Genomic DNA, 24,665 nt, shown 5'->3' with positions numbered 1-24,665 from the left:
GACCCGGGGTACGGTTCGCGTTCGACCTTGAGCACGAGCCGTACCCCGGTGCTCCGGCCACTCCCGGACCCGGGCCACACCCCCGGCGCCCGCCCGTACCCCGGGCCGGGCCCGGCGACCCGAGGGAGGAAGCCGACATGACCGACACCGCCGCCCAGGAGTGGAAGCACTGGACGGAGCGCCGCACCGCGAGCGTCAGCGCCCCGCACGGCGCACTCGCCCTCACCGGCACCCACTGGCTGGAGCCCGAGCCCGCCGAGGTGCCCGGCCTCCCCGGCCGCTGGTGGGCCGCGGACGGGGCCGTACACGTCGAGGCCTCCGCCGCCGACGGCCTGTCGCTGGAGGGGGCGGAGGGCGGGCCGGTGGACGGCACCCGCCGCCTCACCCCCGACACCGCCCCCGGCGCCGACCTGCTGACGCTCGGTGAGGTGCTGCTGGTGCCGATCGAGCGCGAGGGCGAGCTCGCGCTGCGGGTCTTCGACCCCCGCTCGGAGGGCCGCCTCGGCTTCGCCGGGATCTCCGCCTTCCCCTACTCGCCGGACTGGGCGGTGCCCGCCGTCTTCACCCCGTTCGAGCAGGACCAGGACGTCCTGGTGGAGAACGCTGACGGCCGCGAGCGCCCGCTCGCCACCACCGGCCAGATCGCCTTCCAGCTGGCCGGCGAGCCCCACACCCTCACCGTCAGCCGCTCCGGCGACCAGCTCAGCGGCGTGATCGCGGACGCCGGCAGCGGCCGGGAGAGCTACCGCTTCCGCTTCATCACCCTGCCCGCCCCGGACGAGGACGGCCGCACCGTACTCGACCTGAACCGGGCCTACCTGCCGCCGTGCGCCTTCGCCGACCACTTCATCTGCCCGTTCCCGCCGCCGGGGAACCGGCTGCCGCTGGTGGTCGAGGCGGGCGAGAAGCAGGTCCTGACGAAGTAACAGCCGGTTCGCGGTCGCCGCGGGGCCTCGGTGCATCGGCGGTGATCCGACGGGGATCCGACGGAGTCCGGCAGAAACCGTTCGTCCACGGGCTGCGGGGTGGGTGAGGATGAAGCGCGTGTCGACGCATCCCACCTCCTCGCAGTCCGTCCCGCCGCCGCCTGACGAACCGTCCGCTCCCGCCGGGGCCGCCGCTCCGCCAGCCTCCGCCGCCTCCCCCGGGCGCTGGCAGCGGCTGCGGCGGCTCGCCCTCGCCGACCTCAGCCCGCTGCGCGACCACCCCGACTACCGCCGGGTCTGGACCGGCCAGGTGGTCTCCGCCGTCGGCCAGCAGATGACCGCCGTGGCGGTCTCCGTCCAGGTCTACCGGCTCACCGAATCCACCTTCGCCACCGGACTGGTCGGCCTCTTCTCGCTCGTCCCGCTGATCGTCCTCGGCCTCTTCGGCGGCGCCATCGCCGACACCGTCGACCGCCGCCTGCTCGGCCTGCTCGGCGCGGCCGGACTCGCCGCCACCTCCGCCGTACTCGCCGTCCAGGCCCTGCTCGACCTGCGCTCGGTACCGCTGCTCTACGCCATGGTCGCGGTGCAGGCCGGCTTCTTCGCCCTCAGCTCCCCCGCCCGCTCCGCCATGATCCCCCGCCTGGTGCCGGCCCATCAGCTCCCCGCCGCCAACGCCCTCGGCAGCATGAGCATGAACCTCGGCACCACCGTCGGCCCGATGATCGGCGGCCTGCTGATCGGCGCCTCCGGCGTCCAGTCCGCCTACCTGATCGACACCCTCGCCTTCAGCGGCATCCTCTACGCGATGTGGCGGCTGCCCGCGATGCTCCCCGGCGACGGCACCGCCGACACCACCCGGAAGCGGGCCTCGGTCCTCGACGGCCTCCGCTTCCTGCGCAGCCGCCCCAACCTGCGCACCAGCTTCGTCGCCGACCTGATCGCGATGCTCCTCGCCTCGCCCCGCGCCCTCTTCCCCGCCGTCGCCCTCACCGTCTACCACGGCGGCCCCGGCACCGTCGGACTCCTGATGTCCGCCCCCGCCGTCGGCGCCCTGGCCGGCGCCCTCTTCTCCGGCTGGATCACCCGGGTCCACCGCCACGGCGCCGCCATCGTGGCCGGCGTCGCCGCCTGGGGCCTCGCCATCGCCGTCTTCGGCCTCTCCAACCACCTCTGGCTCGGCCTGCTCGCCCTCGGCGTGGCCGGCGCCGCCGACTCCGTCAGCATGATCTTCCGCAACACCATCCTCCAGGTGGGCGCCCCCGACGACATGCGCGGCCGCCTCCAAGGCGTCTTCATCGTCGTCGTGGCCGGCGGCCCCCGCCTCGGCGACTTCTTCGCCGGCACCACCGCCTCCCTCACCTCCACCACCACCGCCCTCCTCATCGGCGGCCTCGCCTGCGTGGCCGCCATCCTCCTCCTCGCAGCCCGCCGCCCCGCCTTCCTCCGCTACGACGCCCGCCACCCCACCCCCTGAACCCCTGACCTGCACCACACCGCCCCCGACCCCGGAAACCTGGCAGCGAGCACCCCTCCCGGTGCTGTATTGTTTTCCACGTCGCCGGGACACCGGGGACAAGGTCGGAGAGTCGAAGCCGCAAGGCAGAAGCATTCGGACCACGGGACGTGGCGCAGCTTGGTAGCGCACTTGACTGGGGGTCAAGGGGTCGCAGGTTCAAATCCTGTCGTCCCGACCAGCGTTTACGCAGGTCGGAGGCCGTTTCCACCGCATGGTGGGAGCGGCCTTTCTCCGTAGGTGGCCGTCCAGTGGTCGTCCTCCGGCACAGGCCACGCCGTGAGGGCTTGGCGAACGCGGCCGCCGAGCGGAGCGATTCCGAATCGGCTGTTGGCCGAACTCCGCCCAGGTGCATTCAGCGCGGCTGACTGAGCTGAGGGAGCGCCATATTCCTTGCCTCACCGATCCATCAGGGCACACCGGAAGGCCGCGGCGGGCACGGTCCGTCGCGGTTTCAGTGTCCGCCGCACCTGGTCGCCGGCATTCACCTCGCTTACGCGCCGGGCGGCCGTCTTTCGTGGTCGTCATTGATGGGTGGTCATGCTGCTCGGGCGTAGCCCGTCTGACGTTGTTTCGGTTTTCGGGAGCGGCGTCGTTCTTCGCGGTCGAGGGCGTGGGCGATGGCGTCGACGGCTTGGCGGGCTGCGCGGCGGGTGAGGTTGGCGGTGGTGGAGAAGGTGGAGTGGCGCACCGTCTTGGAGACGATGGTCATCTCGACGCCTTCGTCGAGGGCGGTGGTGACGGCGAAGTGGCGCAGGTCGTGGCAGCCGCAGCGACGGTAGACACGTCCCACCGCAAGGTGGGCACGCATGACGATCACCTTCAGGCAGGCGGGTGCGGTGAGCGGCACCACCCATCCTGCTTCGCCCGCTCACGATGGGCCAGGGGCACGACCACAACCCGACCACCACTCCCCCGAAACCCCCGCTGGCCTGCGGTGATCCCTTGACTTGTGATCAGCGTGGTTGTGCCAGCCCTGGAAGCTCCAGTGGCGTGGCCGCCAGGGGCTTCGGTTCGTCGGGCCACTGGTCGGGCATGTGCAGCCGGAAGTTCTCCCCGTCCCTCGGGGCGACTTGAAGCAGATACCCTGCCGCGGTTCCCGTGGTCAGTGCGGCGAGTGCCCTCTCGTGATCGGCGGCGGTGACGGCTGGGTGGAAGGCCCGGACGAGCCCGAGGGTGAGGACGTGTCCGGCGGAGTCGAGCTGGAAGTTCCGCTGGTCCATCCGCACGAGACGCGAGGTGCCGGAAAGGAGCAGGCGCAGTCCCTCGTCGTCCTGACCGTCGAGGGTGACGGTGAACCCGCGGGCACCGGGGAAGACAGGCCGTTGGGGATTCCCGGGTGGGTCGCGCTCCGGCGCCGCGGACACCGAGCAGGCGCTCCGACCCGGCGGCCCGACCGGCCACGGACACCGGATCCCAGGTCACCGTGCGACGACCTCAGGCAGCCGCACCCCCAACGGCCGAGGCTTCGCCCACGACTGCGTCAGATTCGATCGCACCCGAGCTTTGCCACGACAAGGCCACCGGTCGTCAGCGGCCGACCCGGAAGGTCACGCTGTGCGGCTTGACCCGGAGGCGGTCGTTCCAACGGCCGCCGGTCTTGACCGTCCTGGTCAGGGTCAGGGTGTAGTCGCCGACCGGCAGGTCGGCGAGGGCGAACTCGCGGCTCCAGGAGAGGAGATAGGGCTTCTTGACGCTCTCGACGGTCATCGTCTCACTGCTCACCACGGTGCCGCCGGGGCCGGTCAGGGTCAGGGTCCCCGTCACCCGGAGCGTGCAGCCCGGGACGTTCTCCTCGATCCAGAACAGCGAGTCCGCGTGGTACGGCTTGGCCGCGTACCGCACGGTGGCCTTCTGGTAGGTGTCGGCCCAGCCGACCTCGACCGTGAGGCTGGAGTTCAGCTTGCTCTTGCCGCCCTTGCTGACCATGTCGCCGGAGGCCGGGCTGCCGGCCGTCCGGAAGACGTCCGGGTCCACGGCCTGCTCGCCCGTGTTGATCCAGTCGATCGTGCCACCCGCGCCCCGGTCCCACAGGTGCACGTAGTACTTGCCGAGCAGGTCCAGCCGCCGGGCCGTCCCCCGCAGGTGTGTACGGCCGTCCTGGTCGGTGGTCTCCGCGAAGGCCCGCGCCTCCTCCTCCCGCGCGAGCTTCTCGTGGTCGACCACCGGGACCTGGTGGAAGCTGGACCGGGAGTTGGCGGACAGGACGAAGTCCTGCGGGATCTTCTCGTTCGGGGTGATGACCACCCCGGCCACCAAGCCCTCCTCCACGGTGAAGGCCCAGCTCTGGGCCCGCCCCATCCGGCCGCAGGCGACCAGACCGACGGTGAGGCCGTCCTCGCTCTGGTCGTACAGCTCGTACGACGCGGTGTACATGAGGACATCCTCGACACCGAAGTCCATCTCACCGTCCACGGCGGCGAAGTCCTCGTAGACCGCGTCCGCCATGGCGGCCAGGTCGTTCGCCGTCAGGGCCTGGAAGAAGGCGCGGATGGCGGGCTGGGTGAGTTCATCGATAGTGGTCACGCGCAGCAGTCTGTCGTGCGCATGCCCCGCCCGAGCACAGCAGAGATCCCGTTCACTCGAACGAGCGAACGGGATCGTCGGCTCTACCCGCCGAAGGTCTTCAGGATTGTGACCGGAAGTCGTAGTGGGCGATCGGAAGTCATAGCCGGCGACGAACTGCTCGCGCTCACGCACCTCTTCGGCTGCCACGGCCATCAACTGCCTGGACGGGGCCACCTTCCCCGCGAGCAACAGGTCGGCCGCCTCCGCGCCGGAGGCCGGCTTCAGCTTCGAGCGCAGGTACTCGACGAACTCCCCGCGCCGTTCGGCGGTGAAGAGCCGGCCACGCTCGTCCTGCGGCACCTCGTAGAGGCCCTGGACGCCGAACTCGGTCGCGTTGTGGAGGAAGGCCACGCCGGACAGCCGTTCGGGGTGGTCGGTGAGCGCCCCGTTGAAGGGGATCAGGTAGTCGCAGTAGCCGCGGACCTGCTCGATCGGGTTCAGCACCGGTCGGGTGTACGCGTCGACCCGGCACAGCAGCGGCTCGCCGTCCTCGGGGAGCGCGCTGCTCCACTGCTTGAGCTCGACCACCACGTACGACGGTTCGCCGGTGCCCGGGTGGACGCCGGCGAGCGCGACGTCGGCGCGCTTGCTGTTCAGCGGGAGTGAGCACTCGAGGAGCACCTCCACCATGCCCAGCCCCGCGTCCAGAAGGGCGTTGGTCAGAGCCGGGATGCTCATCTCCCAGGAGCGCACCTCGGACGGGCTGGGCTTGTGGCCGTGCTGGTGGACGAACTGGTCGATGAGGCGCACGAAGAGTGATCCGGCCAGCCTCTCGGCGGCGACCGCGGACGCGGAGTCGCGGAACAGCAAGACATGCTCCCAGGCAGCACGAAGTGAATCGTGCGGGTGGGGGCATGTCCCTGGAGGGAAGCCCGGCGGGCCGCCGGGGAGAACCAGGGACCGGACGTCGATCGCCCTTGTCTCCGAGGCATCTGCGGCGAACGGATGACGCACCAGCTGTCAACGGTCCGATGTGCGGTGTTGTCGGCCGACTCGCCTTTAAGGGTGGCGAAGAAGGACTCGGCGGGGGTGTTGCCCCAGCACTGCCCGGTGCGGCCCACCGAAAGCTGGACGTTGAACTGCATTGCCAGGTGAGTGAGTTCACGACCGGCGTGCTGAGTGGGCTCAATCAGTGGAGGATCACCGGGCCGCGCGGCGACGTGCGGGCCCGGGACGGTGGTTCGCTGCGGTCGGCGACGGTGCAGACCGGCCAGGCCAACGCGTACGGGACCGAGCCGCCTGCCGGTCAGTCCCTACCGGCTGGACCGGCATCTGGTTGTTCGCGCTCTGGTTCGCCAGGGGCCGGCGCGAGCTCCTGGGGGGCGTGCACCTCGGCCCCGGCCAGGGGGAACCGCACAACTACTCCACCATCAGCGGTGAACATGACGACCTTGCCGACGGGGTCCTCGGGATGGTCGGTTTCCACCGTCACCGTGACACGGTCCCCGATCTCCCAGGATCTCATCGTCGCTCCATCCTTTCATCCAAGGGGTGAGGCAGAGAAGGGAAGTTGTCAGTCGGTGGTGCTGCATTCGTTGGGGCCTACGCGACCGTTCACCCAGTAAGCCGTGATGATTCCCTTGGGACCGTAGTTCGTTCCGCTGTACGTGTAGTCATTGTCATCCACGAGAACACACATGGTCCGCCATGCCCCATCCGCTCGGTACTGGTAGGTGGACAGGCTGCCCCCGGGGAAGGGGTGGATGTACGAACCCGCCTCCACGTTGTCCATGGCCTTGACCCACAGGCTCTTCGCACCGGCGGTCAGCTCGTGATTCTGCGTGTTCCCGGTGCTCCCGCCCCTGGCGATGTGCTGGCGTCCGAACGTCGCGTTGCCCTCCCGCAGGCCGGTGTCGTTACTCCAGTTCCTCGGGAACATCTCAGTGATCTGAGCCGCCGCCGGTCCACTCTTCATCGGAGGTAGGAAACCATCGCGCTGGACTGCATGCGCGCCAGGAATTGCCACCAGAAGAATCGAGGCAGCGACTCCCGCCAGGGTTACACGGCGACGGGCATGAATGGAGCCATGAGAGGGAGTGCGCAAAATTTGTCTCACCCTTGACCGATCCTCGGAATCTTCGTGCCGAGCCTATCTCCCACTCGCACTTCACCAGAGCGAGCACGAACCCGATGGCGAGTCAGCCGGATGATCAGATGAAACGGGTTCCGCATTTCGACGTCACCCCTCTGGCCGAGGCCCGGCCGGCGGGCGTCTTCCCCGTGCAGGGCCGGGACTTCGCCGCGGCGCGTGCCGGTGCCGAGCATGACCTCGAACGAGTCGGCCGGCTGGTCCGCGTAGTGGTCGGCGCTGTGCCGCAGCCGCCAGGGGCGCACCGCGGCGTTCAGCGCGTTGCGCAGGGTCGGCACGGCCTGGTGGACGGTCACGCGCCTGCGGCCGGGAGCGAGTTGGGCGGAGATCCGGTCGTCGATGTGCCTGGGGCGCGGGTCCGGGAGCCGCAGGCGGCGGGGATCGGGTCGCGTTCCGCGCATGCCCGGTAGCCGGTATGGGTGTTCGGGGCGGGCGGTTGTTCGTTCGCCGACGGGGCCCGGCCGGGGAACCCGTGCCCTGGTCCTTCCCGGGGCGGATGGGGCGGGGGCATGCCGTCCGGGGGCACGTCGGAGCCCCGTCGGGCGGAGGTGGCCTGGGAGGGCCGCCTCGCCGACGGGGCTTCGACGGGGCGTGCTGCGGCGGGGGTCGTCATGCCGCCGTGGGCTGTGTGTCCGCAGGATCAGTCCGGCCGGGGAGTTGTGCGGCCGGGGTCCTGCCGGTGGGTGCTCAGAAGTGGATCATGTGCTGGAAGGAGGACTCGGCGCTGCTGACCCGGAGGCCCTTGCGGGTGCCGTAGCCGAGGCGGGTGTTCCAGTTGTACTCCTCGACGTCGAAGGAGCCGTCGGCGTAGACCGCGTTGACGTAGGCGACGTGGCCGTAGGCACCGTGGGTGTCGTTGACGGCGATGGCGCCGACGGTGGGGGTGGAGTTGACGCTGATGCCGACGCGGCGGGCGGCGTCGTCCCAGTTCTCGGCGTTGCCCCAGGTGGTGCCGCCGTAGGAGTTGCTGAAGTTCGGGACGCCGAGGCGGTCGGCGATGCGGAAGGCCGCGAAGGCGGTGCAGTTGTCCTTCGCGAAGCCGCGGAGGGCGTGGTCGAAGTCGTTGGTGGGGCTCTCGTTGTCGCCGCCGCCGTCGCCGAGGAACTTGTGCGAGGCCTCGTTGTTCTTCAGGGTGGCGTTGAGGTTGCCCTTGGCGCCGGGGGCGAAGTCCTGGCTGGCGCCGGCGTAGCCGCTGTTGAAGTAGACGCGGACGGTCTTGCCGGTGCGGTTCCACACCGAGGCGGCGTTGTTCTTGACGCAGACGCCCTGGCCGTTGCCGGCGCCCTTGAACTCGTAGCAGGACGGCTGGGTGGCGCCGTAGTCGCTGATGGAGGTGGTGAAGTCGGAGACCGAGCCGGCCTGGTCGCTGTTGTAGTAGAGGCAGAACTCGCCGCTGTCGCAGGACCCGTCGCGGCCGGCCGCGAAGGCGGGGGTGGTGGCGACGAGGGGCACGGCCATGGCGAGGGCGGTGCCGGCGACGGCGAGGGTGGTGCGTATGGTCTTCAAGGCATTCTCGTTTCTTGACGTGTCATCAGCTGGTGCGAGGTCGCGCTCGGGCGGTACCGCGCGCCGTCAGTGGGTGCGCTGGTACTCCTCCCAGGTCTGGATGGGGACGCGCGGGCCGTCGTCGGCGCCGTGGTTGGCCAGGCCGTTGAGGCCGAGGTAGTAGTCACCGGTCTGGTTCTGGGCCTGGGTGGCGAGATCGGTGTCGTTGATCGCTGCGGCGTGGATGTGCCACGGCCAGTTGCCCTGGCTGGGGCTGCGGACCCAGGCGGCGAAGCCGACCTGGCGCAGGGCCTTGGCGACGGCGGTGCGGGTGGCGCTGGTCATGCCGTCGACGTTGATGTCCACGACGCCACCGCCGTCGTGGGTGCCCGCGGAGGTGGGGTCGCCGCCGGGGTTGTAGGAGCCCTGGTCCAGGGTGAGGTGGACGCCCGAGATGCGTTCGGCCTCGGTGAGCATGTTCTGGGTGCGGGTGTTGACGGTGTATCCGTCGCGCTTGAGCTTCGCCCCGGGCCCGATCTGGCGGGTGATGGTGTACCGGCCCTGCCCGAGCGTGGTGAGGGAGGTGGCGCCGGGCAGTCCGTTGGCGTCCAGGCCGGTGTAGCCGAGGGAGCGCTGGAAGGCGGCGTAGGCGCTGGTGGTGCTGGTGCCGAAGTAGCCGTCCACCCAGCGGGCCTCCAGGAAGCCGCGGGCCTGCAGGGCCTGTTCGACGGCCAGGACCGAGTCGTGGGCTCCCGGGGTCTGCGTGCTGTCGGCGCGCCGGGGGTCGATCTGGGCGGCCAGGACGGTGGCTTCCATGTTCACCACGGGCAGCGCGGTGGCGGCGGCCGCCGGCGCCTCGGTGGTGGGCTGCGGGGTGGCCGCGTGGGCCTGGGCGGCGCCCAGCACCAGGCCGCTCAGGACGGCGACGGCCGTGAGCAGTCGGGTGGCGGTCTTGCGGGTCGTACGGGTCGTACGGGTCTTGGTGGCGGATGCCATGGGGTGGTTCCTTCTGGTTCGGTGGTGGGTGCGGCCGTTGCTGCGTGCGGGAACGGCGCCTGCACGGGCGCACGTGGGTGACACGGGGACGTGCGGCGTCCGTGCGGGCGCGCTCGCCGGTACTGCTCGATGGACGTGACCGGCTGCGCGGACGCCATCGGACTGTCGGCAACGGCCGCTGAGGGAAAGGGCGTTGAGGGTCAGCAGCGGACGTCGGTCTTGACCGCGACCTCGCCCGAGTACGGGATCGGGCCGGTCCCGTTCCACCCCAGGGCCTGGGTGCACTCCGACAGGGTGGAGGCGCCGAAGGACCAGATCTCCACGTCGTTGTGGCCGCAGCGGGGGTCCTGGACGTGCGAGCCGCCGGTGACGATGGCCGCGCAGGCGTCCCAGCTGCTGTGGGAGTTGCGGTAGCTCTGCCACACGTACAGGTAGGAGTAGTTCTTGCCGCAGCCCTTGTACTGCTTCACCGAGGCCATCGTCTCGCCGCCGACGTTGAGGTAGGCGGTGCTGCCGATCTGCGTGACGCTGGAGCAGCCGGACGGGGTGGAGGCCTGAGCGGTCCCGGGAACCGCGATGAGCGCCGGCACGGCGAGGGCGGCGACAGCGGCCATCTTGGTCAGAATGCGCATGGTGGAACGACCTTCTTTCGGAGAAAGGGAGTTGATGAGGTGTCAGTGGCCGCCGGGAGTCGGGGCAGGCCTGTTCGCGGGCAGGCCGGACCGCCGGGACGGGGCGGGGCGGGGCAAGGTGGGATGGAAGAGCGTGATCCCGGCGTGGCTGCACTCAAGTGGCCAGGAGGGCCGTGGACTTGGTGCGTGGAGGCCTTACGCGGGGACGAGGCACCAGCCGCGCAGGGCCGGCGTGTGCCGAACGGCGCGTTCGCAGACGCGGCGCAGGTTCGCGGTCGCCGCGTCCGGGGTGGCCGCGATGATCGCGGCGGCGATGCGGCAGAGGTTGAGGTCGACGCGGGCGCGGATGTGCTCCACCCGGTCCTCGCGTCGGCTGTGGTTCCAGATCAGATCGGTGACGGTTCCCGCCGTCAGCTGAGGTGACGGCGGGTCAGGGCAGATGAGGGTCACCGCGACCAGGTGCACGGAGTCCGGTCAACTCTGCGCGGGGCGTGCGTGGTGGGGAGTGTCCCAGTCGAAACCCGTGGGGGTGGCGGTGCGCTGGACGTCCGAGCGGTCCGCGACCACCGCGTCGGCGGCGGCGACGCCCAGGCCGACGGTGAATGCGACGACGACGGCAGCGCAGGCGATGCGCATCGAGTTCCCCATGACTGTTCTCTCCCGTTCGGTGACCGATTGCGGTGTCCGTGAATGGTTCGCGGCGCCCGCCCCGGTTCTCGTTGCGTTCTCCGCTGCCGAGAAAGATCCTGCCGTCCGCCTGGGGCCGTGTCACGGCTCCGGGGCTGGCACCAATTCCCGTGGCAACTAGGTGCAAGATCATTTATCGGTCGGCGTGGCTACGCGGTCTGGACCACCGCTCCGCCCGTGACCCTCGCTGGTATCGCCACAACCCCTCATCTGTATACGCAAAACCCCCGGGGAGATGGGCTTCTGACCCACCGAAAGGCATTGCGTCGCCGCCCGCCGTGGACTGATGATGATCTTCGACATCGAGAAGGGGGAACGATGCTGCAGGCACTCGGACTGAGCGCACTGACGGAGAACGTCTACCGGACCCTGCTGGCCGAGCCGGACTGGGGAGTCGACCGGATAGCCGCCCACCTGCACCTGTCGGAAGCACGGACGCGCGAGGCGCTCGACGAACTGCTGGACCTGACGCTGCTGCGGCCCACGACCGACCCGCAGACCCTCCGGGCCGTCAGTCCGGAGGTCGGACTGACCAGACTGCTCGCCGAGAACCAGAACCAACTGCTCTTCCGCCAGAAGCAGTTGGAGAGCACCCGCGCCGCGATCGCGGCCCTCTCCGCCGAGTACGTCGACCGGCGGCCCGACGACGAGAGGGTCCTACGGCTGGACTCCCTCGAAGCCGTCCGCGACCGCCTGGAGGAACTCGCGGCGACCGCGACCGAGGAGTGCCTGTCCCTGATGCGCGGCGGAGCCGTCGCCCCCGACTCGATCCAGGCCGGCAAGCACCCCAACCAGGTGGCGCTGGAGCGCGGAGTGGTCATCCGCAGCATCTTCCAGGACAGCTTCCGCAACGACCCCGACACCCTGCGCTACGCCCGGTGGCTGGCCGAGCTGGGCGGCCTGACGCGCACCGTGCCGCTCCTGCCGATCCGGCTGGTGATCGTCGACCGCAGGATCGCCCTGATCCCGACCGACCCCAGTGACGGCCGCCGCGGCGCGCTGGAACTGCACGGCGAGGCCCTCATCCAGCCCCTGTGCGCGCTCTTCGACGAACTGTGGCGCAGCGGAACCGACTTCGGGCAGCCCGCCGCCCGCGACGACCAGGACCTCACCGGGTCCGAGCGCGCTCTGCTGCAACTGCTGGCCGACGGCCACACGGACCAGTCCGCCAGCCGCAAGCTGGGCCTGTCCCTGCGGACGGTGCGTCGGATGATGCAGGACCTGATGAACCGGCTGGGCGCCGAGAGCCGCTTCCAGGCAGGGGCCGAAGCCGTACGGAAGGACTGGCTGTGACCCCGGGGCCGCCCCCGGGCGGGACCTCGCCGGTGCGGTGCGTCGGGCGGTGCCTCGGGCAGTTCCTCGGGCGGTGACCGGAAGCGTCCCGTCATCCCCGGCCCGCGGCGTAGCGGGCCGGGGAGGTGCCCACGGTGGCGGTGAAGTCGCGGGTGAGGTGGGCCTGGTCGGCGTAGCCGAGGTCTGCGGCGAGCTGTGCCCAGTCGATGGCGCCGCCCCGGTCGGCGCGCTCGGCGGCTTCGTGCAGCCGGGCCCGGCGGAGCACCCACTTGGGGCCCGCGCCGACGTACTCGGCGAACAGGCGCTGCAGGCGGCGCACGGAGAGGCCGGACTCCGCGGCCACCTGGTCGACCCTCCGCAGCTCCGTGTCGCCGGTGATGCGCGCCACCAGCGCGGCGGCCTGCTCGGCGGCCCGCTCGACCACCGGATCGGGCTCGGGTCGGCGGGCCGACAGGAAGGCGTCCACCCGAGGGGCGAGGGCGGGGAGGTTCCCGTCGTCACGGAGCACCGCCTCGTTCAGCGCGTTCACGCCGTCACCGAGGACCTCCGCCGCCGGGACCGCCCGGTCGGCGAGCTCCGACACCGGGCGGCCGAGGAAGGGACGGAAGCCACCGGGGCGGAACTTCACGCCCAGTACATGGCCCTTTCCTTCCAACTTCCGTGAGAACAAGGAGTGTTGGACCCCGTACACCCGGGCCTCCGGTGCTTCGAGGACGAGGTGGACGTTGGGGTGCGCGAGCACCTTCTGCTCGTGGAAGGGCAGGTCGCCGCGCTCCCAGCGCACCATCCAGTAGAACTCGACGAAGCCCGCCAGCTCGGCGGCGGGACCGTGCCGGGTCACGTCGATCACGGCTGCCGCCCGGTCCGGGTGCAGCACCCCGCGTCCGAGGTTCGGAGAGCTCACGGCACCAGGCTAACCGTCGTGTTTGTTCAAGACCCGGCACGGCCGCGCCGCGAGGATCGAGGCATGAACGGTCACGAACTCCACCCCCTGATGGCACGTGCCGCCACCGCGGCCGCCGGCGTCGCCCGCGGCGTCCGCACCGAGCAGTTGGACGGGCCGACGCCCTGCGCCGACTTCGACACCAGGACGCTGGTCAACCACTGGGTGCTCTACACGGCCCACGGCCTGGAGCGGCGCGCGCGCCGGGAGCCGCTGCCGGAGGAGCTGGTCACCAGCGACTTCACCGCCGCCCCGGACTGGGCCGAGGCCTACGCGGACCAGCTCGGCCGCGCCGTGGCGGCCTGGGCGGACCCGGCCGCCTGGGAGGGGGAGATCGACCTGGGCGGGACGGCGATGCCGGCGGCGACCGTCGCCCGGATGGTGGTCAAGGAGATGGTCCTGCACGGCTGGGACGTCGCCCGGGCCACCGGACAGCGGTTCGCGATCGACGACGACCTGGCCCGCGCGGTCCTCGACGTGGTCGAGGAGCACGCCGAGCTCTACCGCCGGTACGGCGGCTTCGCCGATCCGGTCGAGGTGCCCGGCACCGCCCCGCACCTCGACCGCGCCCTGGCCGCCTCCGGCCGCGACCCCGGTTGGCGGCAGCCCAGCTTCTGAGCCTCCGTCACCGATCCGTTGGCCGTACCGGTACCGGGGCGGCCGGCGGAGCCCTCAGGTCGCGAGGGCCGTCAGGACCGCGCGGAGCTGTCCGAGTGGTTCGGGGCCACAGAAGCGCAGGACCACCGTCCCGGCGCCCGCGTCGCCGAGGGTGCGCAGGGCGGTGGCCGCCTCCGCCGCCGTGCCGCCGGCGGCGAAGGTCGCCGACTCCTCGCGGCCCAGCCACTGCGCGTGACCGGCGACGGCCTCGTGCAGGGCGGGTGCCGCCGCCTCCCCGACGCCGACGAAGGCGAACACGGTGACCGTGTGGTCGGCGGTGGCTCCGCCGCGTTCGGCGGCGGCGCGGACCGTGCGCAGGTCGTCCGGGCCGTGGCCCTCGGCCACCAGGGTGCCCTGGGCGGCGCGGCCCGCCAGTTCCAGGGACTTGGGTGAGACCACGCCCGCGATCACCGGTGGGATCGTGTCGGCGGCCGGGGGGTGGACCAACTCCACGCCTTCGAGCCGGAGTTCACGGCCCTCCACGGTGACGCGTTCGCCCCGCAGCAGGGCGCGCACCGCGGTCAGCGTCTCCTCCAGCAGCGCCAGTGGCGACCGCGGGGCCACCCCGGCCTGCCGCATCCACTCCCGTACGCCGTGACCGATCCCGGCGACGAACCGGCCCGGGAAGACCCTGGCCAGGGTGGCCACCTCCATCGCCAGGAGCGCGGGGCTGCGCAGGGGGGCCGGGGCGATCCCGAGGCCGACCCGGAGCCGCCGGGTCGCGCCGAGGGCCACCGCCGCGGACGAGATCCCGCCGTTCCATCCCAGGTCCTCGACGACCCACAGGTCGTCCACGCCCAGTGCCTCCACCTCCCGTGCGAAGGCGGGCAGTTCGGCTGGATCCCAGGCGCGGTCGTACACCACACCGATGCGAAAGGCAGTCATGCGGGGCCAAGCTACCGCAGGCTCCGCCGACCGCCGGGTAGCTCCGGAAGTCCGCGCAAAGCCTTGACACTGCCGCCCTCTCCTCCGAGACTCTGGGACGACCACTTGTTTGCGCCAACATGCCGGGACGGGCGGAAGGGCGCTGACGGGTGGTCAGCCGTGGCCGCCCGTCCGGATCTCCCGGGCGGGCGGCCGGGGCTGCCGGCAGGCCGACCCCGCCCCTACCTCGTTCCGGGGTCGCTCCTCCGTGGTTGCCGATGTCCCGGCAACTCTGCTTCGGAACAGCAGAGTTGGCGTGGCTCGGCGCCGTGCTGCCCAGCGGTGCCGCATCCTCCCCCACCCACGATGCACGCGCAGAGTGCGCCCCGCCCCGGCCGGCCCGCCGCGGTGAGGTGGCAGAAGACCACTCCCGGAAGCCGCTCGCAGACCGCCCCTCACGTGTTTGCGCAGCCAGCTCGGAGTGCGTCGCATCGCAGAACGCGAAGGTCTGACGAGATGCCACGTTTGAGATCGTTGCTGTGCGCCGCCCTGCTGGCGGTGGCCCTTCCCCTGCTGGGCGGCTTCGGCTCCGCCCGGGCCGCGACCGTGACCGTCACCAACGGCACGCAGTTCGCCGACCAGAACGGCAGTCCGGTGCACGCCCACGGTGGCGGGGTGGTGAAGGTGGGCCAGTTCTACTACTGGTTCGGTGAGGACCGGAACGCCGACAACACCTTCCGCTACGTCTCGGCCTACCGTTCGGCGGACCTGAAGAGCTGGGAGTTCCGCAACCACGTCCTGACCCAGGCCACCGATCCGGAGCTGGCCTCGGCCAACATCGAACGCCCGAAGGTGATGTACAACGCCGCCACCGGCAAGTTCGTGATGTGGATGCACAAGGAGAACAGCCAGGACTACGGCGAGGCCCGCGCCGCCGTCGCCGTCTCCGACACCGTCGACGGCGACTACACCTGGCGCGGCAGCTTCCGCCCCTTCGGCGAGATGTCCCGCGACATCACCACCTTCGTCGACGACGACGGCACCGGGTACATGATCTCGGCGGCCAACGAGAACGCCGACCTGCACGTCTACCGCCTCACCCCCGACTACACCGCCATCGACGCCCAGGTGCAGAAGCTCTGGGCAGGCCAGTCCCGTGAGGCGCCGGCGATGTTCAAGCGCAACGGCGTGTACTTCCTGCTCACCTCCTGGGCGACCGGCTGGGCCCCCAACCAGCAGAAGTACGGCACCGCGACCAGCATCACCGGCTCCTGGAGCGGCCTGAGCGACCTCGGCGACGGCGTCACCTTCGGCAGCCAGACCGCCTACGTCCTCCCCGTCCAGGGCACCAACGGCACCGGCTACCTCTACATGGGCGACCGCTGGGGCAACTCCATGGGCGGCACCGTGAACGACTCCCAGTACGTCTGGGCGCCACTGCGCTTCCCCACCGACACCACCCTGGCCATGGACTACTCGCCCCAGCTCACCGTCGACACCGCCACCGGCACGGTGGCCGGGATGAACGTCACCTGGGAGAGCCTGACCGGCCGTCAGAGCGGCAAGTGCGCCGACGTCAGCGGCTACTCCTTCGCCCCGTCCGCGCAGCTCATCCAGTGGAACTGCGGCAACGGCGCCAACCAGGACTTCTGGCTGAAGAACCTCGGCACCGGCTACGTCCAGATCATGGCCCGGCACAGCGGCAAGTGCCTGGACGTGGCCGGCGGATCCACCGCCAACGGTGCGCTCGTCGTGCAGAACCCCTGCTCCGGCCAGACCTCCCAGCAGTGGCAGGTGCAGAAGGTCAGCGGCTCCACCGGCTGGATCCGCCTGATCGCCCGGCACAGCGGCCGGTGCCTGGACGTCACCAACCAGTCCACCGCCAACGGCACCGCGCTGGAGCAGTGGACCTGCGGCACCGGCACCAACCAGCAGTGGCAGCGCACCGCCGCCTGACGCCCCCTCCCCCGACGCCCCTCCGGCCGCCGCCCGGCGGAGGGGCGTCCCCCCTGCCTGCCCGACCCCCCAGGGAGCTCCCGTGACTCTCCGTCAACCCCCGCCCGCCCTCAGGGCCGTCCGCACCACCCGGGCCCGCACCGTCCTCGGCGCCGCCCTCGCCACGGCCACCGCCCTGCTGGCCGCCCCGCTCACCGCGCCGCCCGCCGCCGCCGCCGCTGCCGAGGAGGCCGCCGCCCGGGTCACCGTCCGGCTGGACCCGTCCTACCAGCAGGCCCCGTTCCAGGGCTGGGGCACCTCGCTCGCCTGGTTCGCCGAGGTCACCGGCGGCTGGCCCGAGGCCAAGCGCGCCGAACTGGCCGACGCCCTCTACGGCGCCGACGGCCTCGGCTTCACCGTCGCCCGGTACAACATCGGCGGCGGGGACAGTCCCGAGACCCAGCCCTACCTGCGCCCGGGCGCCGCCGTGCCCGGGTACTGGAACCGCCCCGCCGCCTACGGCCCGCCGTCCGGCGGCACCGCGGGCTGGACGGAGCCGGCCGACTGGTGGAACCCGGCCGACCCGACGCACTGGAACGACGCCGCCGACCCGAACCAGCGCTGGTGGCTCCAGGCCGCCAAGGCCCGGGGGGCGGACACCTTCGAGGCCTTCTCCAACTCCGCGCCGTACTTCATGACCCGCAGCGGCGTGGTCTCCGGCGCGTACAACAGCTGGGAGGACAACCTCCGGGCCGACCAGTACGACCGGTTCGCCGCCTACCTGGCCGGCGCGGTCCAGCGGGTACAGGCGAGCACCGGCGTCACCTTCGGCGCGCTGTCGCCGATGAACGAGCCCGGGACGAACTACTGGGGCGCGTACGGGCGGCAGGAGGGCTCGCACTGGAACCGGGACTCCCAGGCGCACATGGTCTCCAGCCTGCGCACCGCCCTGGACGGCGCGAGCCTGACCACCCCGGTGTCGGGGATGGACGAGACCGACCCGAACCTGTTCCGGGACAACTGGAACTCCTACGCGCCCGCGGTCCGCGCGGCCGTCGGCAAGCTCAACACCCACACCTACAGCACCGGTGGCCGCACCGGCGTCCGCGACATCGCCAAGGGCTCCGGAAAGCCGCTCTGGATGTCCGAGGTGGACCTGGGCGGCAGCGGGCCGCAGAGCTTCACCGACATGGCGCCGGGCCTGGACCTGGCCCGGCGGATCAACGGTGACCTGCGCGAACTGGAGCCCGGCTCCTGGGTGTTGTGGCAGGCGGTGGAGGACTACGCCAACATGGCGCCCGGCCGGGAGAACTCCAACTGGGGCCTGATCCAGGTCGACCTGGGCGCCGCCGACCCGGCCGTCGAGCCGGTCCGCAAGAACCGGAAGTACTGGGCGATGGCCAACTACAGCCGCTTCGTCCGCCCCGGCGCGCGGGTGATCAACACCGACTCCGCCGACACCCTGGCCGCCCTGCGGCCCGGCGGGGCCGGCGCGGTCGCGGTCCACACCAACACCACCGGCGCCCCGCAGACCGTCACCCTCGACCTCGGCGGCTTCCAGACCGTCGACGGCTCCGTCCCCGTGCAGCGGTACACCACCGACGCGACCAAGGAGGTGCAGCGCGAGGCGGACCTGACCACCACTGCCGCCAAGACCCTCACCGTCACGGTCGGCCCGGCCTCGGTGACCACCTTCGTCCTCCCCGGCGCCACCGGCGTCGACCCCTCGGCGACCACCGCACCCACCGGGCCGGTGCGCCAACTGATCGGCGAGCAGAGCGGGCTGGCGCTCTCGGCGGGCACCAGCGGCCAGGCCGCACTGGTCCAGCGGACCCCCGACACCGCGGACGCCGCGCAGCGCTGGACCTTCACCAGGGTGGCCGGCGGCTGGAACAGCACCGCGAGCTACCGGATCACCAACGCCAAGAACGGCAAGGCGCTGACCGTCTCCACCACCGGCGCCCTGGGCTTCGCCTCGGCCGGCGGTTCCGACCGGCAGCTCTGGCTGCTCTCCGACACCGGCGACGGCCGCCGCACGGTGGTCAACAGCGCCACCGGCCTGCTGCTCGACGTCTCCGGCGCGGCCACCCACGACGGCGCCCCGGTCGGGGTCTACCAGCCGACCACCGGCGCCAACCAGCTCTGGCAGTTGCGCGGCGCGGCCCCCGACACCTGGAAGACCCTGCGGCTGCGGCAGAGCGCCAAGTGCGTGGCGGTGCAGGGCGGTTCGACGGTGCCCGGCGCGGTGGTGGTGCAGCAGAGCTGCAGCTCGGCCACCAGTCAGCAGTGGTCCCTGCGCCCGAGCAGCCCCGGCTACGTCACGGTGGCCGGGCGGAACGCCGGGCAGTGCCTGGACGTGGCGGGCGAGTCCCTGGCGGACGACGCCCCGGTGGTCCAGTACACCTGCTCCGGAGCCCGGAACCAGGAGTGGTCGGTGCGGACCACCGCCACCGGCTACGTCACCCTGATGGCCCGTCACAGCGGCAAGTGCCTGGACGTGGCCGGGAGTTCACCCGCCGACGGGGCCCAGCTGGTGCAGCGGCCCTGCACCGGCGGGACCAGCCAGCAGATCCAGCTCGGCTGACGCGTCCCGACCGCGGGAACGAGAACGGCGCACCTCCGGCGGGAGGTGCGCCGTTCGTCATGCCCTCAGGTCGGCGGGCGGACGGGCGGAGCTCGACCGGACGACCAGCTCGGGCGTCACGGAGATCAGCCGGGTCTCGGGGCGTTCTCCGACCGGGGCGTCGATCTGGTCGAGGAGCAGGCGCACGCACTGGCGGCCGACCTCCTCGAAGTCCTGCCGGACGGTGCTCAACGGCGGTGCGAAGAAGGCGGATTCGGGCACGTCGTCGAAACCGACCACACTGACGTCCTCCGGCACCCGGCGGCCGGCCTCGCGCAGGGCGAGCATCAGGCCGAGCGCCATGTGGTCGTTGGCGGCGAAGACCGCGGTGACCTCCGGGCGGTCGGCCAGCGCCTTGCCGATCCGGTAGCCGGAGGCGGCGGTCCAGTCGCCCAGCTCCAGCTGCGGCACCGGGGCGCCCGCGGTCTTGAGCGTGGCGTGCCAGGCGGCGGCGCGGCGGCGCGCGGCGTACGAGTCCTGCGGCCCGCCGATGTGCCAGACGGTGCGGTGACCGAGGCCCAGCAGGTGCCGGGTGGCGGCGGTCGCCCCGGCCGCCTGGTCGGTGTCCACCGAGGGGAAGCGGCGCTCGGGGTCGCCGTCGGCGACCACCACCGGAACGCCGGAGGAGACGTTGAAGCCCCGCCGGTCGAGTATCTGGGCCTCGATCACCACCAGGCCGTCCACCGCCTGGTCGGTCAGCTGGCGGACGGCCTGCTGGACGGCGTCCTCGGTCTGCTCCTCGGCGCAGACCACGTTCACCGAGTAGCCGGCGGCCTGGGCGGCGTGCGAGATGGCGGCCAGCGTGCGGGCGTTGCCCTGGGCCGCGATGTCGAAGGCGACCACGCCGAGCACGTGGAAACGGCCCAGGGTGAGCGCCCGGGCCGCGCTGTTGCGCTGGTAGCCGAGCAGCCGCATCGCGGACAGGACGCGCTCGCGGGTCTCGGGCTCGACGTTGGACCGGTGGTTGGCGACGCGGGAGACGGTCTGGGAGGAGACTCCGGCCAGGGCGGCGACGTCGGCCTGGGAGGGCGGGCGCTGCTTGCCCTTGGACGTGGCGCCGGGCGTCACACGTTGTTCCATACCGGTCCTTCCTCGCGTGGCTGCGTGAACATGGTAGCGGCGGGCCACCCGTCCCTCGAAAGAGGGTACGCAGGAGGAACGCGAAAGTGGGCTGCCGGTCTCCCCTCCCCGGTGGGGGATGGAGGCCGGCAGCCCGTGACGGCCCGGCCGACCCTCGGCGGCCTGCCGCCCTGCCGTTCCCGGACGGGCCGGGCCGCCGCGGCCCTGCGGCGGCCCTGTGCGACCCGTCCGGTAGCGGAGGTCCGTGGGGTCAGGCGGGGAGGCCGATGGCGCGTTCGCCGCTGCGGCGCTGCTGGATGACGACGGCGACCACCAGCAGGGCGCCCTGGGCGACGTTCTGCCAGAAGGTGTTGATGCCCTGGACGGTGAGGCCGTTCTCCAGCGCGCCGAGCAGGGCGACGGCGAGCAGGGTCCCGCCGACGCCGCCCTTGCCGCCCTTGAGGGCGCAGCCGCCGAGCGCGGCGGCGGTGATGGCCTTGAGTTCGAGGCCCTCGCTGCCGGACACGGGTTGGCCCGAGCCGGTCCGGGCGGTGAGCAGCACGCCGGCCACCGCGGCGACCACGCCGATCAGGGCGTAGACGGCGATCAGGTACTTGTTGATGTTGATGCCGGCCAGCCGGGCGGCGGTGTCGTTGCCGCCGATGGCGTAGAGGTTGCGGCCGATGTCGGTGTACTTGAGCAGCAGGTGGACGGCGACGGCGGTGAGGACGAGGATCCAGACCATGACGGGGAGTCCGGCGACGGCCCCGCGGCCGAGGAAGACGAAGACGTCGTCGTTGAGCACGTAGCCCTGGGCCCGTCCGTCGGACAGCAACTGGGCGACGCCCTTGTACGCGGCCAGGCCGGCCAGGGTGGCGATGGTCGGGTTGACCCGGCCGTAGACGATGACCGCGCCGTTGACGAGGCCGACCACGAGCCCGACGGCGAGGGCCGCGGCCATTCCGGTCAGCGGGTCGGAGCCGGCGCCGGTGAAGGCCATCGCGGAGACCACGGAGGCGATGCCCACCTGGGAGCCGACCGAGATGTCCAGGCCGCCGCAGATGATGACGACGGTCTGGACGACGGCGAGCAGGCCGGTGATGGTGGCGGCCTCGGCGATGACCTGGAGGTTGGGCAGGCTGAGGTAGTTGTCGTTCAGGACGCCGAACAGCGCCAGGACGACCACCAGGGCGCCGGCCAGGCTGAGGTTCTGCCCGTTGAGGCGGGTCCGGGCGCGTACGGTCGGGGCGGGGGCGGTGGTGGTGGTCACGGGGTGGCTCCTGGGGTGGGGGCGAGGTCGTCGGCCATGGCGAGGGCGAGGATCGCTTCCTCGGACGCCTCGGTGCGGTCGAGCTCCCCGGTGACGCGGCCGTTCTGCATGACCACGATCCGGTCGGCGAGGCCGAGGACTTCGGGCAGTTCGGAGGAGATGACGAGCAGGGCGACGCCCTCGGCGGCCAGGTCGGCGATGATGCGGTAGATCTCGGCCTTGGCACCGATGTCGATGCCGCGGGTGGGCTCGTCCAGGATCAGCAGTTTGGGCCTGCGGGCCAGCCAGCGGGCCAGCACCACCTTCTGCTGGTTGCCGCCGGAGAGCTTGCGCACCTCGTGCTCGATCGAGGGGGTGCGCACCCGCAGCCGGTCGGTGTACTCCTGGGCCAGCTCCTGCTCCGCGCGGCGTCTGACGAACCGCCAGCGGCGCAGCCGGTCGAGGACCACCAGCGAGGTGTTGTCGCGGATCGAGCGGTGCAGCAGCAGGGCCTGGGCCTTGCGCTCCTCGGGGGCCAGGCCGAGCCCGGCCCGGATCGCCTCGCCCGGGCGGCCGGGGCGCAGCCGCACGCCGTCGAGGGTGACGGTGCCCTGACGGACCGGCAGGTCGCCGGCCAGGGCCAGGGCCAGCTCCGAGCGCCCGGCCCCGATCAGCCCGGCCAGGCCGACCACCTCGCCCGCCCGGACCGTCAGGTCGATGTCCCGGACGTGGTCGGTGGTGAGGCCGTCGACCTCCAGGACCACCCGGTCGGTGGCGGCGGAGCGGCGGACGAACAGCGCGGACAGGTCCCGGCCGACCATCAGCCGGACCAGTTCGCCCTCGCTGGTGGTGGCGGCGTCCTGCACACCGGCCAGTGCGCCGTCGCGCAGCACGGCGATCCGGTCGGCGAGTTGGAAGATCTCCTGCATCCGGTGCGAGACGTAGACGATCGCGATGCCCTGGTCGCGCAGCCGCCGGATCAGGGCGAACAGCGCGTCCACCTCGTGCTCGGAGAGGGAGGAGGTCGGCTCGTCGAAGGCGATCACCTTCGCCTCCCCGGTGACCGCCCGCATGATCTCCACCAACTGGCGTTGTGCCGGGGTGAGTTCGGAGCCGAGCAGGTCGGGATCGAGCACGTCGGCGAAGCCGATCCGCTCCAGGTCGGCCCGCACCCGCCGGTTCAGTCCGGCCCGGTCCAGCAGCCGGCCGGCCCGCCGGGGCAGCGCGCCGGCGTAGACGTTCTCGGCGACCGAGACGTGCGGGATGATCTCCGGCTCCTGCGGGATGATCCGGATGCCGGCCGCCTTGGCCCGCTGCGGCGAGCCGAGCTCCAGCCGGACGCCGTCCAGGGCGACGTGGCCCTCGGTGGGCCGGTGGTCGCCGGTGAGGATCTTCAGCAGGGTGGACTTGCCGGCGCCGTTCTCGCCCATCAGGGCCGTCACCCGGCCGGCCGGGAAGTCCAGGGTCACGCCGCTCAGCGCCCGGACGGAGCCGAAGCGCTTGGTGACCCCCACGACGGAGGCGGCGGCGGTGGGCGGCCGGGGCGCCGAGCCGGGTGGGCAGTGCGCTGCGGGCATGACGGATCACCTCGTTGGGGTGGTGCGGAGGGTGGCGGCCGCCTCCGGCCGGGCGGGGGGCCTCGCGGCCGGAGGCGGCGGTGGACCGGCCCCGGTCAGGGGGGGTGGGGCCGGTCGGTCCGGGAGGGGCTCAGCCGCAGGACACGCCGGCGGCCTTCCAGTTGGCGGCGTCGACCATAGTGGTCGGGGCGAAGGCCTCGGCGGGGAAGGCCTTGCCGTTCTTGAGCTTGTCGACCATGGTCTGGACGGCGAGGGCGCCGACGTCCCGGCCGTTGATGAACAGCGCTGCCTTCATGCCGGAGGGCTTGCCGCCGCCCCACTCCTTGCAGGCCAGGTAGGCGCCGAGGCCGACGCCGATCACGTCCTCCGCCTTCACCCCGGCGTTGGCCAGCGCGGTGACGCCGCCCTGGACGTTCTCGTCGTTGCAGCCCCAGACCACCCAGTGCTTGACGCCCCGGTTGGCCGTGACGGTCGCGGCGATCTTGTCCTGGGCACCGGTGGGGGTGTTGTCGGTGGCCACGTCGATGTTCTGCACTCCGGGAACGGCGGCGGCGAAGGCGTCCTTGGCCGCCTTCACCCGGTCGCCGCAGACCGTCACGTCCTGCTTCCAGGCCGAGACCGTACGGGTCTCGGCCGGGTTCCAGCCGGCCTTCGCGAACTCCTCGGCCGCGCGCTTGCCGACCTCGCCGCCCATCTGCTGCCCGGAGAAGCCGATCCGGGGGACGAGGTTCTCCTTGGGACAGGCGGCCGGATCGGGGCCGGTGGCGCAGATCTGGTCGTCCGAGGTCAGCAGGGCCACCTTGGCGTCCTTGGCGAGCTGCACCACCTGGGGGCCGACGGCCGGGTCCGGCACCACGACGATCACGCCGTTGCTCTTCTGGGCGAGGGCGGACTGCACCTCGCTCACGGTCTTGTTGGCGTCGCTGCCGAGGTTGACCACCTTGAGGTCGACGCCGAGCTCGGCCGCCTTGGCCTTGGCGCCGGCCGCCTCCCCGACGAAGTACTCCTGGTCGCCCTGCTTCTGCAGGTAGGTGAGCGAGATCCGGCCGTCGACCGGGGCGACCGGGGCGTCGCCCCCGGAGACGGCCGACTGCCCGGTGGAGCAGGCGGTGGTGAGGCCCAGGGCGAGCAGCAGGCCGGCGGCGCAGGCGGCCCGGGTGGCACGGGTGGTGATCATGGGAACTCCTTGGAACGCGCGCCGGGGTCCGGGCACGCGGCAAGCGGGAGGGAGAGGCCACGGCGGGCCGGGGGCAGGCCCGGGGACGCGGGCGCCAGAACGGTGAAACCTCAGAAGCGATCAGAATCCAACATGTTCGAACGAGGTGGAAGCAATGTGGCCCGGCGCGCCGCCCCGCGTCAAGCCGAAGGACCCACCGATACCCGCTCGTGACCTGGGCCTCCCTGCCAACTGGCAAGTAACCAGAGCCCCTTGAAGGAACGGCAGGTCCGACCGGCCCCCGGTGACCGAGGAGTTACGGGCCGGTTTCATCACGAAGGCGCATCGCGCCGTGAACGGGCCTTGACTGGCCCGCCGTCAGCGGTCAAGACTCATCCGCAGCTTCATGT

General features: G+C 71.9%; 22 protein-coding genes and 1 tRNA gene. 7 read left to right on the top strand and 16 right to left on the bottom strand.

What is annotated here, in order from left to right:
- Window positions 1–137 precede the first annotated feature (137 nt).
- The 3 genes from ACIA8O_RS13160 (at window position 138) to ACIA8O_RS13150 (ending at window position 2,623) form a co-directional block, all read left to right on the top strand.
- Window positions 138–926 (top strand): DUF1684 domain-containing protein, encoded by a 789-nt coding sequence (locus ACIA8O_RS13160; protein WP_396293786.1) that lies wholly within the window; start codon window positions 138–140, stop codon window positions 924–926.
- Between the two features lie 109 nt (window positions 927–1,035).
- Window positions 1,036–2,403, top strand: coding sequence for an MFS transporter (locus ACIA8O_RS13155; protein ID WP_396293785.1), 1,368 nt, complete (start codon window positions 1,036–1,038; stop codon window positions 2,401–2,403).
- Window positions 2,404–2,546: 143 nt separating this feature from the next.
- Window positions 2,547–2,623: transfer RNA gene (locus ACIA8O_RS13150), tRNA-Pro, on the top strand.
- Between the two features lie 357 nt (window positions 2,624–2,980).
- Here ACIA8O_RS13150 and ACIA8O_RS13145 read toward each other — a convergent pair.
- From ACIA8O_RS13145 to ACIA8O_RS13100, 10 genes are all read right to left on the bottom strand, one after another.
- The gene (locus ACIA8O_RS13145) at window positions 2,981–3,292 is read right to left on the bottom strand and encodes a hypothetical protein (protein WP_396293784.1); all 312 of its coding nucleotides are present in this window, start codon (window positions 3,290–3,292) and stop codon (window positions 2,981–2,983) included.
- Between the two features lie 106 nt (window positions 3,293–3,398).
- Window positions 3,399–3,809, bottom strand: coding sequence for a hypothetical protein (locus ACIA8O_RS13140; protein ID WP_396293783.1), 411 nt, complete (start codon window positions 3,807–3,809; stop codon window positions 3,399–3,401).
- A 163-nt stretch (window positions 3,810–3,972) separates the two neighbouring features.
- A complete protein-coding gene (locus ACIA8O_RS13135) occupies window positions 3,973–5,820 on the bottom strand; it encodes a hypothetical protein (RefSeq protein ID WP_396293782.1) in 1,848 nt (615 codons plus the stop codon).
- A 703-nt stretch (window positions 5,821–6,523) separates the two neighbouring features.
- The gene (locus tag ACIA8O_RS13130) at window positions 6,524–6,925 is read right to left on the bottom strand and encodes a hypothetical protein (protein ID WP_396293781.1); all 402 of its coding nucleotides are present in this window, start codon (window positions 6,923–6,925) and stop codon (window positions 6,524–6,526) included.
- A gap of 137 nt (window positions 6,926–7,062) precedes the next feature.
- Entirely contained in the window at window positions 7,063–7,395 is a 333-nt protein-coding gene (locus ACIA8O_RS13125) for a hypothetical protein (protein ID WP_396293780.1), read from the bottom strand.
- A 391-nt stretch (window positions 7,396–7,786) separates the two neighbouring features.
- On the bottom strand, window positions 7,787–8,605 hold the full coding sequence (locus ACIA8O_RS13120) for a CHAP domain-containing protein (RefSeq protein ID WP_396293779.1): 819 nt from the start codon (window positions 8,603–8,605) through the stop codon (window positions 7,787–7,789).
- A gap of 66 nt (window positions 8,606–8,671) precedes the next feature.
- Window positions 8,672–9,580 carry a peptidoglycan-binding protein gene (locus ACIA8O_RS13115; RefSeq protein WP_396293778.1) on the bottom strand — a complete coding sequence of 303 codons (909 nt, stop codon included), beginning with the start codon at window positions 9,578–9,580 and terminating at the stop codon, window positions 8,672–8,674.
- A gap of 200 nt (window positions 9,581–9,780) precedes the next feature.
- Complete coding sequence (locus ACIA8O_RS13110) at window positions 9,781–10,212, bottom strand: hypothetical protein (RefSeq protein WP_396293777.1); 432 nt, start codon at window positions 10,210–10,212, stop codon at window positions 9,781–9,783.
- Between the two features lie 195 nt (window positions 10,213–10,407).
- Complete coding sequence (locus tag ACIA8O_RS13105; protein ID WP_396293776.1) at window positions 10,408–10,677, bottom strand: hypothetical protein; 270 nt, start codon at window positions 10,675–10,677, stop codon at window positions 10,408–10,410.
- 9 nt (window positions 10,678–10,686) lie between these two features.
- Window positions 10,687–10,860, bottom strand: a complete 174-nt coding sequence (locus tag ACIA8O_RS13100; protein ID WP_396293775.1) for a hypothetical protein — start codon at window positions 10,858–10,860, stop codon at window positions 10,687–10,689.
- Window positions 10,861–11,217: 357 nt separating this feature from the next.
- Between ACIA8O_RS13100 and ACIA8O_RS13095 the strand changes: the two genes are divergently transcribed.
- On the top strand, window positions 11,218–12,192 hold the full coding sequence (locus ACIA8O_RS13095) for a LuxR C-terminal-related transcriptional regulator (protein WP_396293774.1): 975 nt from the start codon (window positions 11,218–11,220) through the stop codon (window positions 12,190–12,192).
- Window positions 12,193–12,283: 91 nt separating this feature from the next.
- Here the strand turns inward: ACIA8O_RS13095 and ACIA8O_RS13090 are convergent, their stop codons facing one another.
- A complete protein-coding gene (locus ACIA8O_RS13090) occupies window positions 12,284–13,096 on the bottom strand; it encodes a DUF6597 domain-containing transcriptional factor (protein WP_396293773.1) in 813 nt (270 codons plus the stop codon).
- Window positions 13,097–13,159: 63 nt separating this feature from the next.
- On the opposite strand from ACIA8O_RS13090, the gene ACIA8O_RS13085 reads away from it, so the two are divergent.
- Entirely contained in the window at window positions 13,160–13,753 is a 594-nt protein-coding gene (locus tag ACIA8O_RS13085) for a TIGR03086 family metal-binding protein (RefSeq protein ID WP_396293772.1), read from the top strand.
- Between the two features lie 54 nt (window positions 13,754–13,807).
- Here the strand turns inward: ACIA8O_RS13085 and ACIA8O_RS13080 are convergent, their stop codons facing one another.
- Complete coding sequence (locus tag ACIA8O_RS13080) at window positions 13,808–14,677, bottom strand: LLM class flavin-dependent oxidoreductase (RefSeq protein WP_396293771.1); 870 nt, start codon at window positions 14,675–14,677, stop codon at window positions 13,808–13,810.
- A gap of 495 nt (window positions 14,678–15,172) precedes the next feature.
- On the opposite strand from ACIA8O_RS13080, the gene ACIA8O_RS13075 reads away from it, so the two are divergent.
- A complete protein-coding gene (locus ACIA8O_RS13075; protein ID WP_396293770.1) occupies window positions 15,173–16,612 on the top strand; it encodes an RICIN domain-containing protein in 1,440 nt (479 codons plus the stop codon).
- Window positions 16,613–16,694: 82 nt separating this feature from the next.
- Window positions 16,695–19,175: an RICIN domain-containing protein gene (locus ACIA8O_RS13070; protein WP_396293769.1), complete on the top strand. Its 2,481-nt coding sequence runs from the start codon at window positions 16,695–16,697 to the stop codon at window positions 19,173–19,175.
- A gap of 57 nt (window positions 19,176–19,232) precedes the next feature.
- Here the strand turns inward: ACIA8O_RS13070 and ACIA8O_RS13065 are convergent, their stop codons facing one another.
- From ACIA8O_RS13065 to ACIA8O_RS13050, 4 genes are all read right to left on the bottom strand, one after another.
- On the bottom strand, window positions 19,233–20,294 hold the full coding sequence (locus ACIA8O_RS13065; RefSeq protein WP_396293768.1) for a LacI family DNA-binding transcriptional regulator: 1,062 nt from the start codon (window positions 20,292–20,294) through the stop codon (window positions 19,233–19,235).
- A 250-nt stretch (window positions 20,295–20,544) separates the two neighbouring features.
- Window positions 20,545–21,543 carry an ABC transporter permease gene (locus ACIA8O_RS13060; protein ID WP_396293767.1) on the bottom strand — a complete coding sequence of 333 codons (999 nt, stop codon included), beginning with the start codon at window positions 21,541–21,543 and terminating at the stop codon, window positions 20,545–20,547.
- On the bottom strand, window positions 21,540–23,099 hold the full coding sequence (locus ACIA8O_RS13055) for a sugar ABC transporter ATP-binding protein (protein ID WP_396293766.1): 1,560 nt from the start codon (window positions 23,097–23,099) through the stop codon (window positions 21,540–21,542). Before ACIA8O_RS13055 ends, ACIA8O_RS13060 begins: the two co-directional genes overlap by 4 nt.
- Window positions 23,100–23,229: 130 nt before the next feature.
- The gene (locus ACIA8O_RS13050; RefSeq protein WP_396293765.1) at window positions 23,230–24,276 is read right to left on the bottom strand and encodes a substrate-binding domain-containing protein; all 1,047 of its coding nucleotides are present in this window, start codon (window positions 24,274–24,276) and stop codon (window positions 23,230–23,232) included.
- Between the last annotated feature and the right edge of the window lie 389 nt (window positions 24,277–24,665).

It is taken from the genome of Kitasatospora sp. NPDC051853, from assembly GCF_044452665.1.
GTDB lineage: Bacteria > Actinomycetota > Actinomycetes > Streptomycetales > Streptomycetaceae > Kitasatospora.
This window is presented reverse-complemented; position numbering and strand designations above follow the sequence as displayed.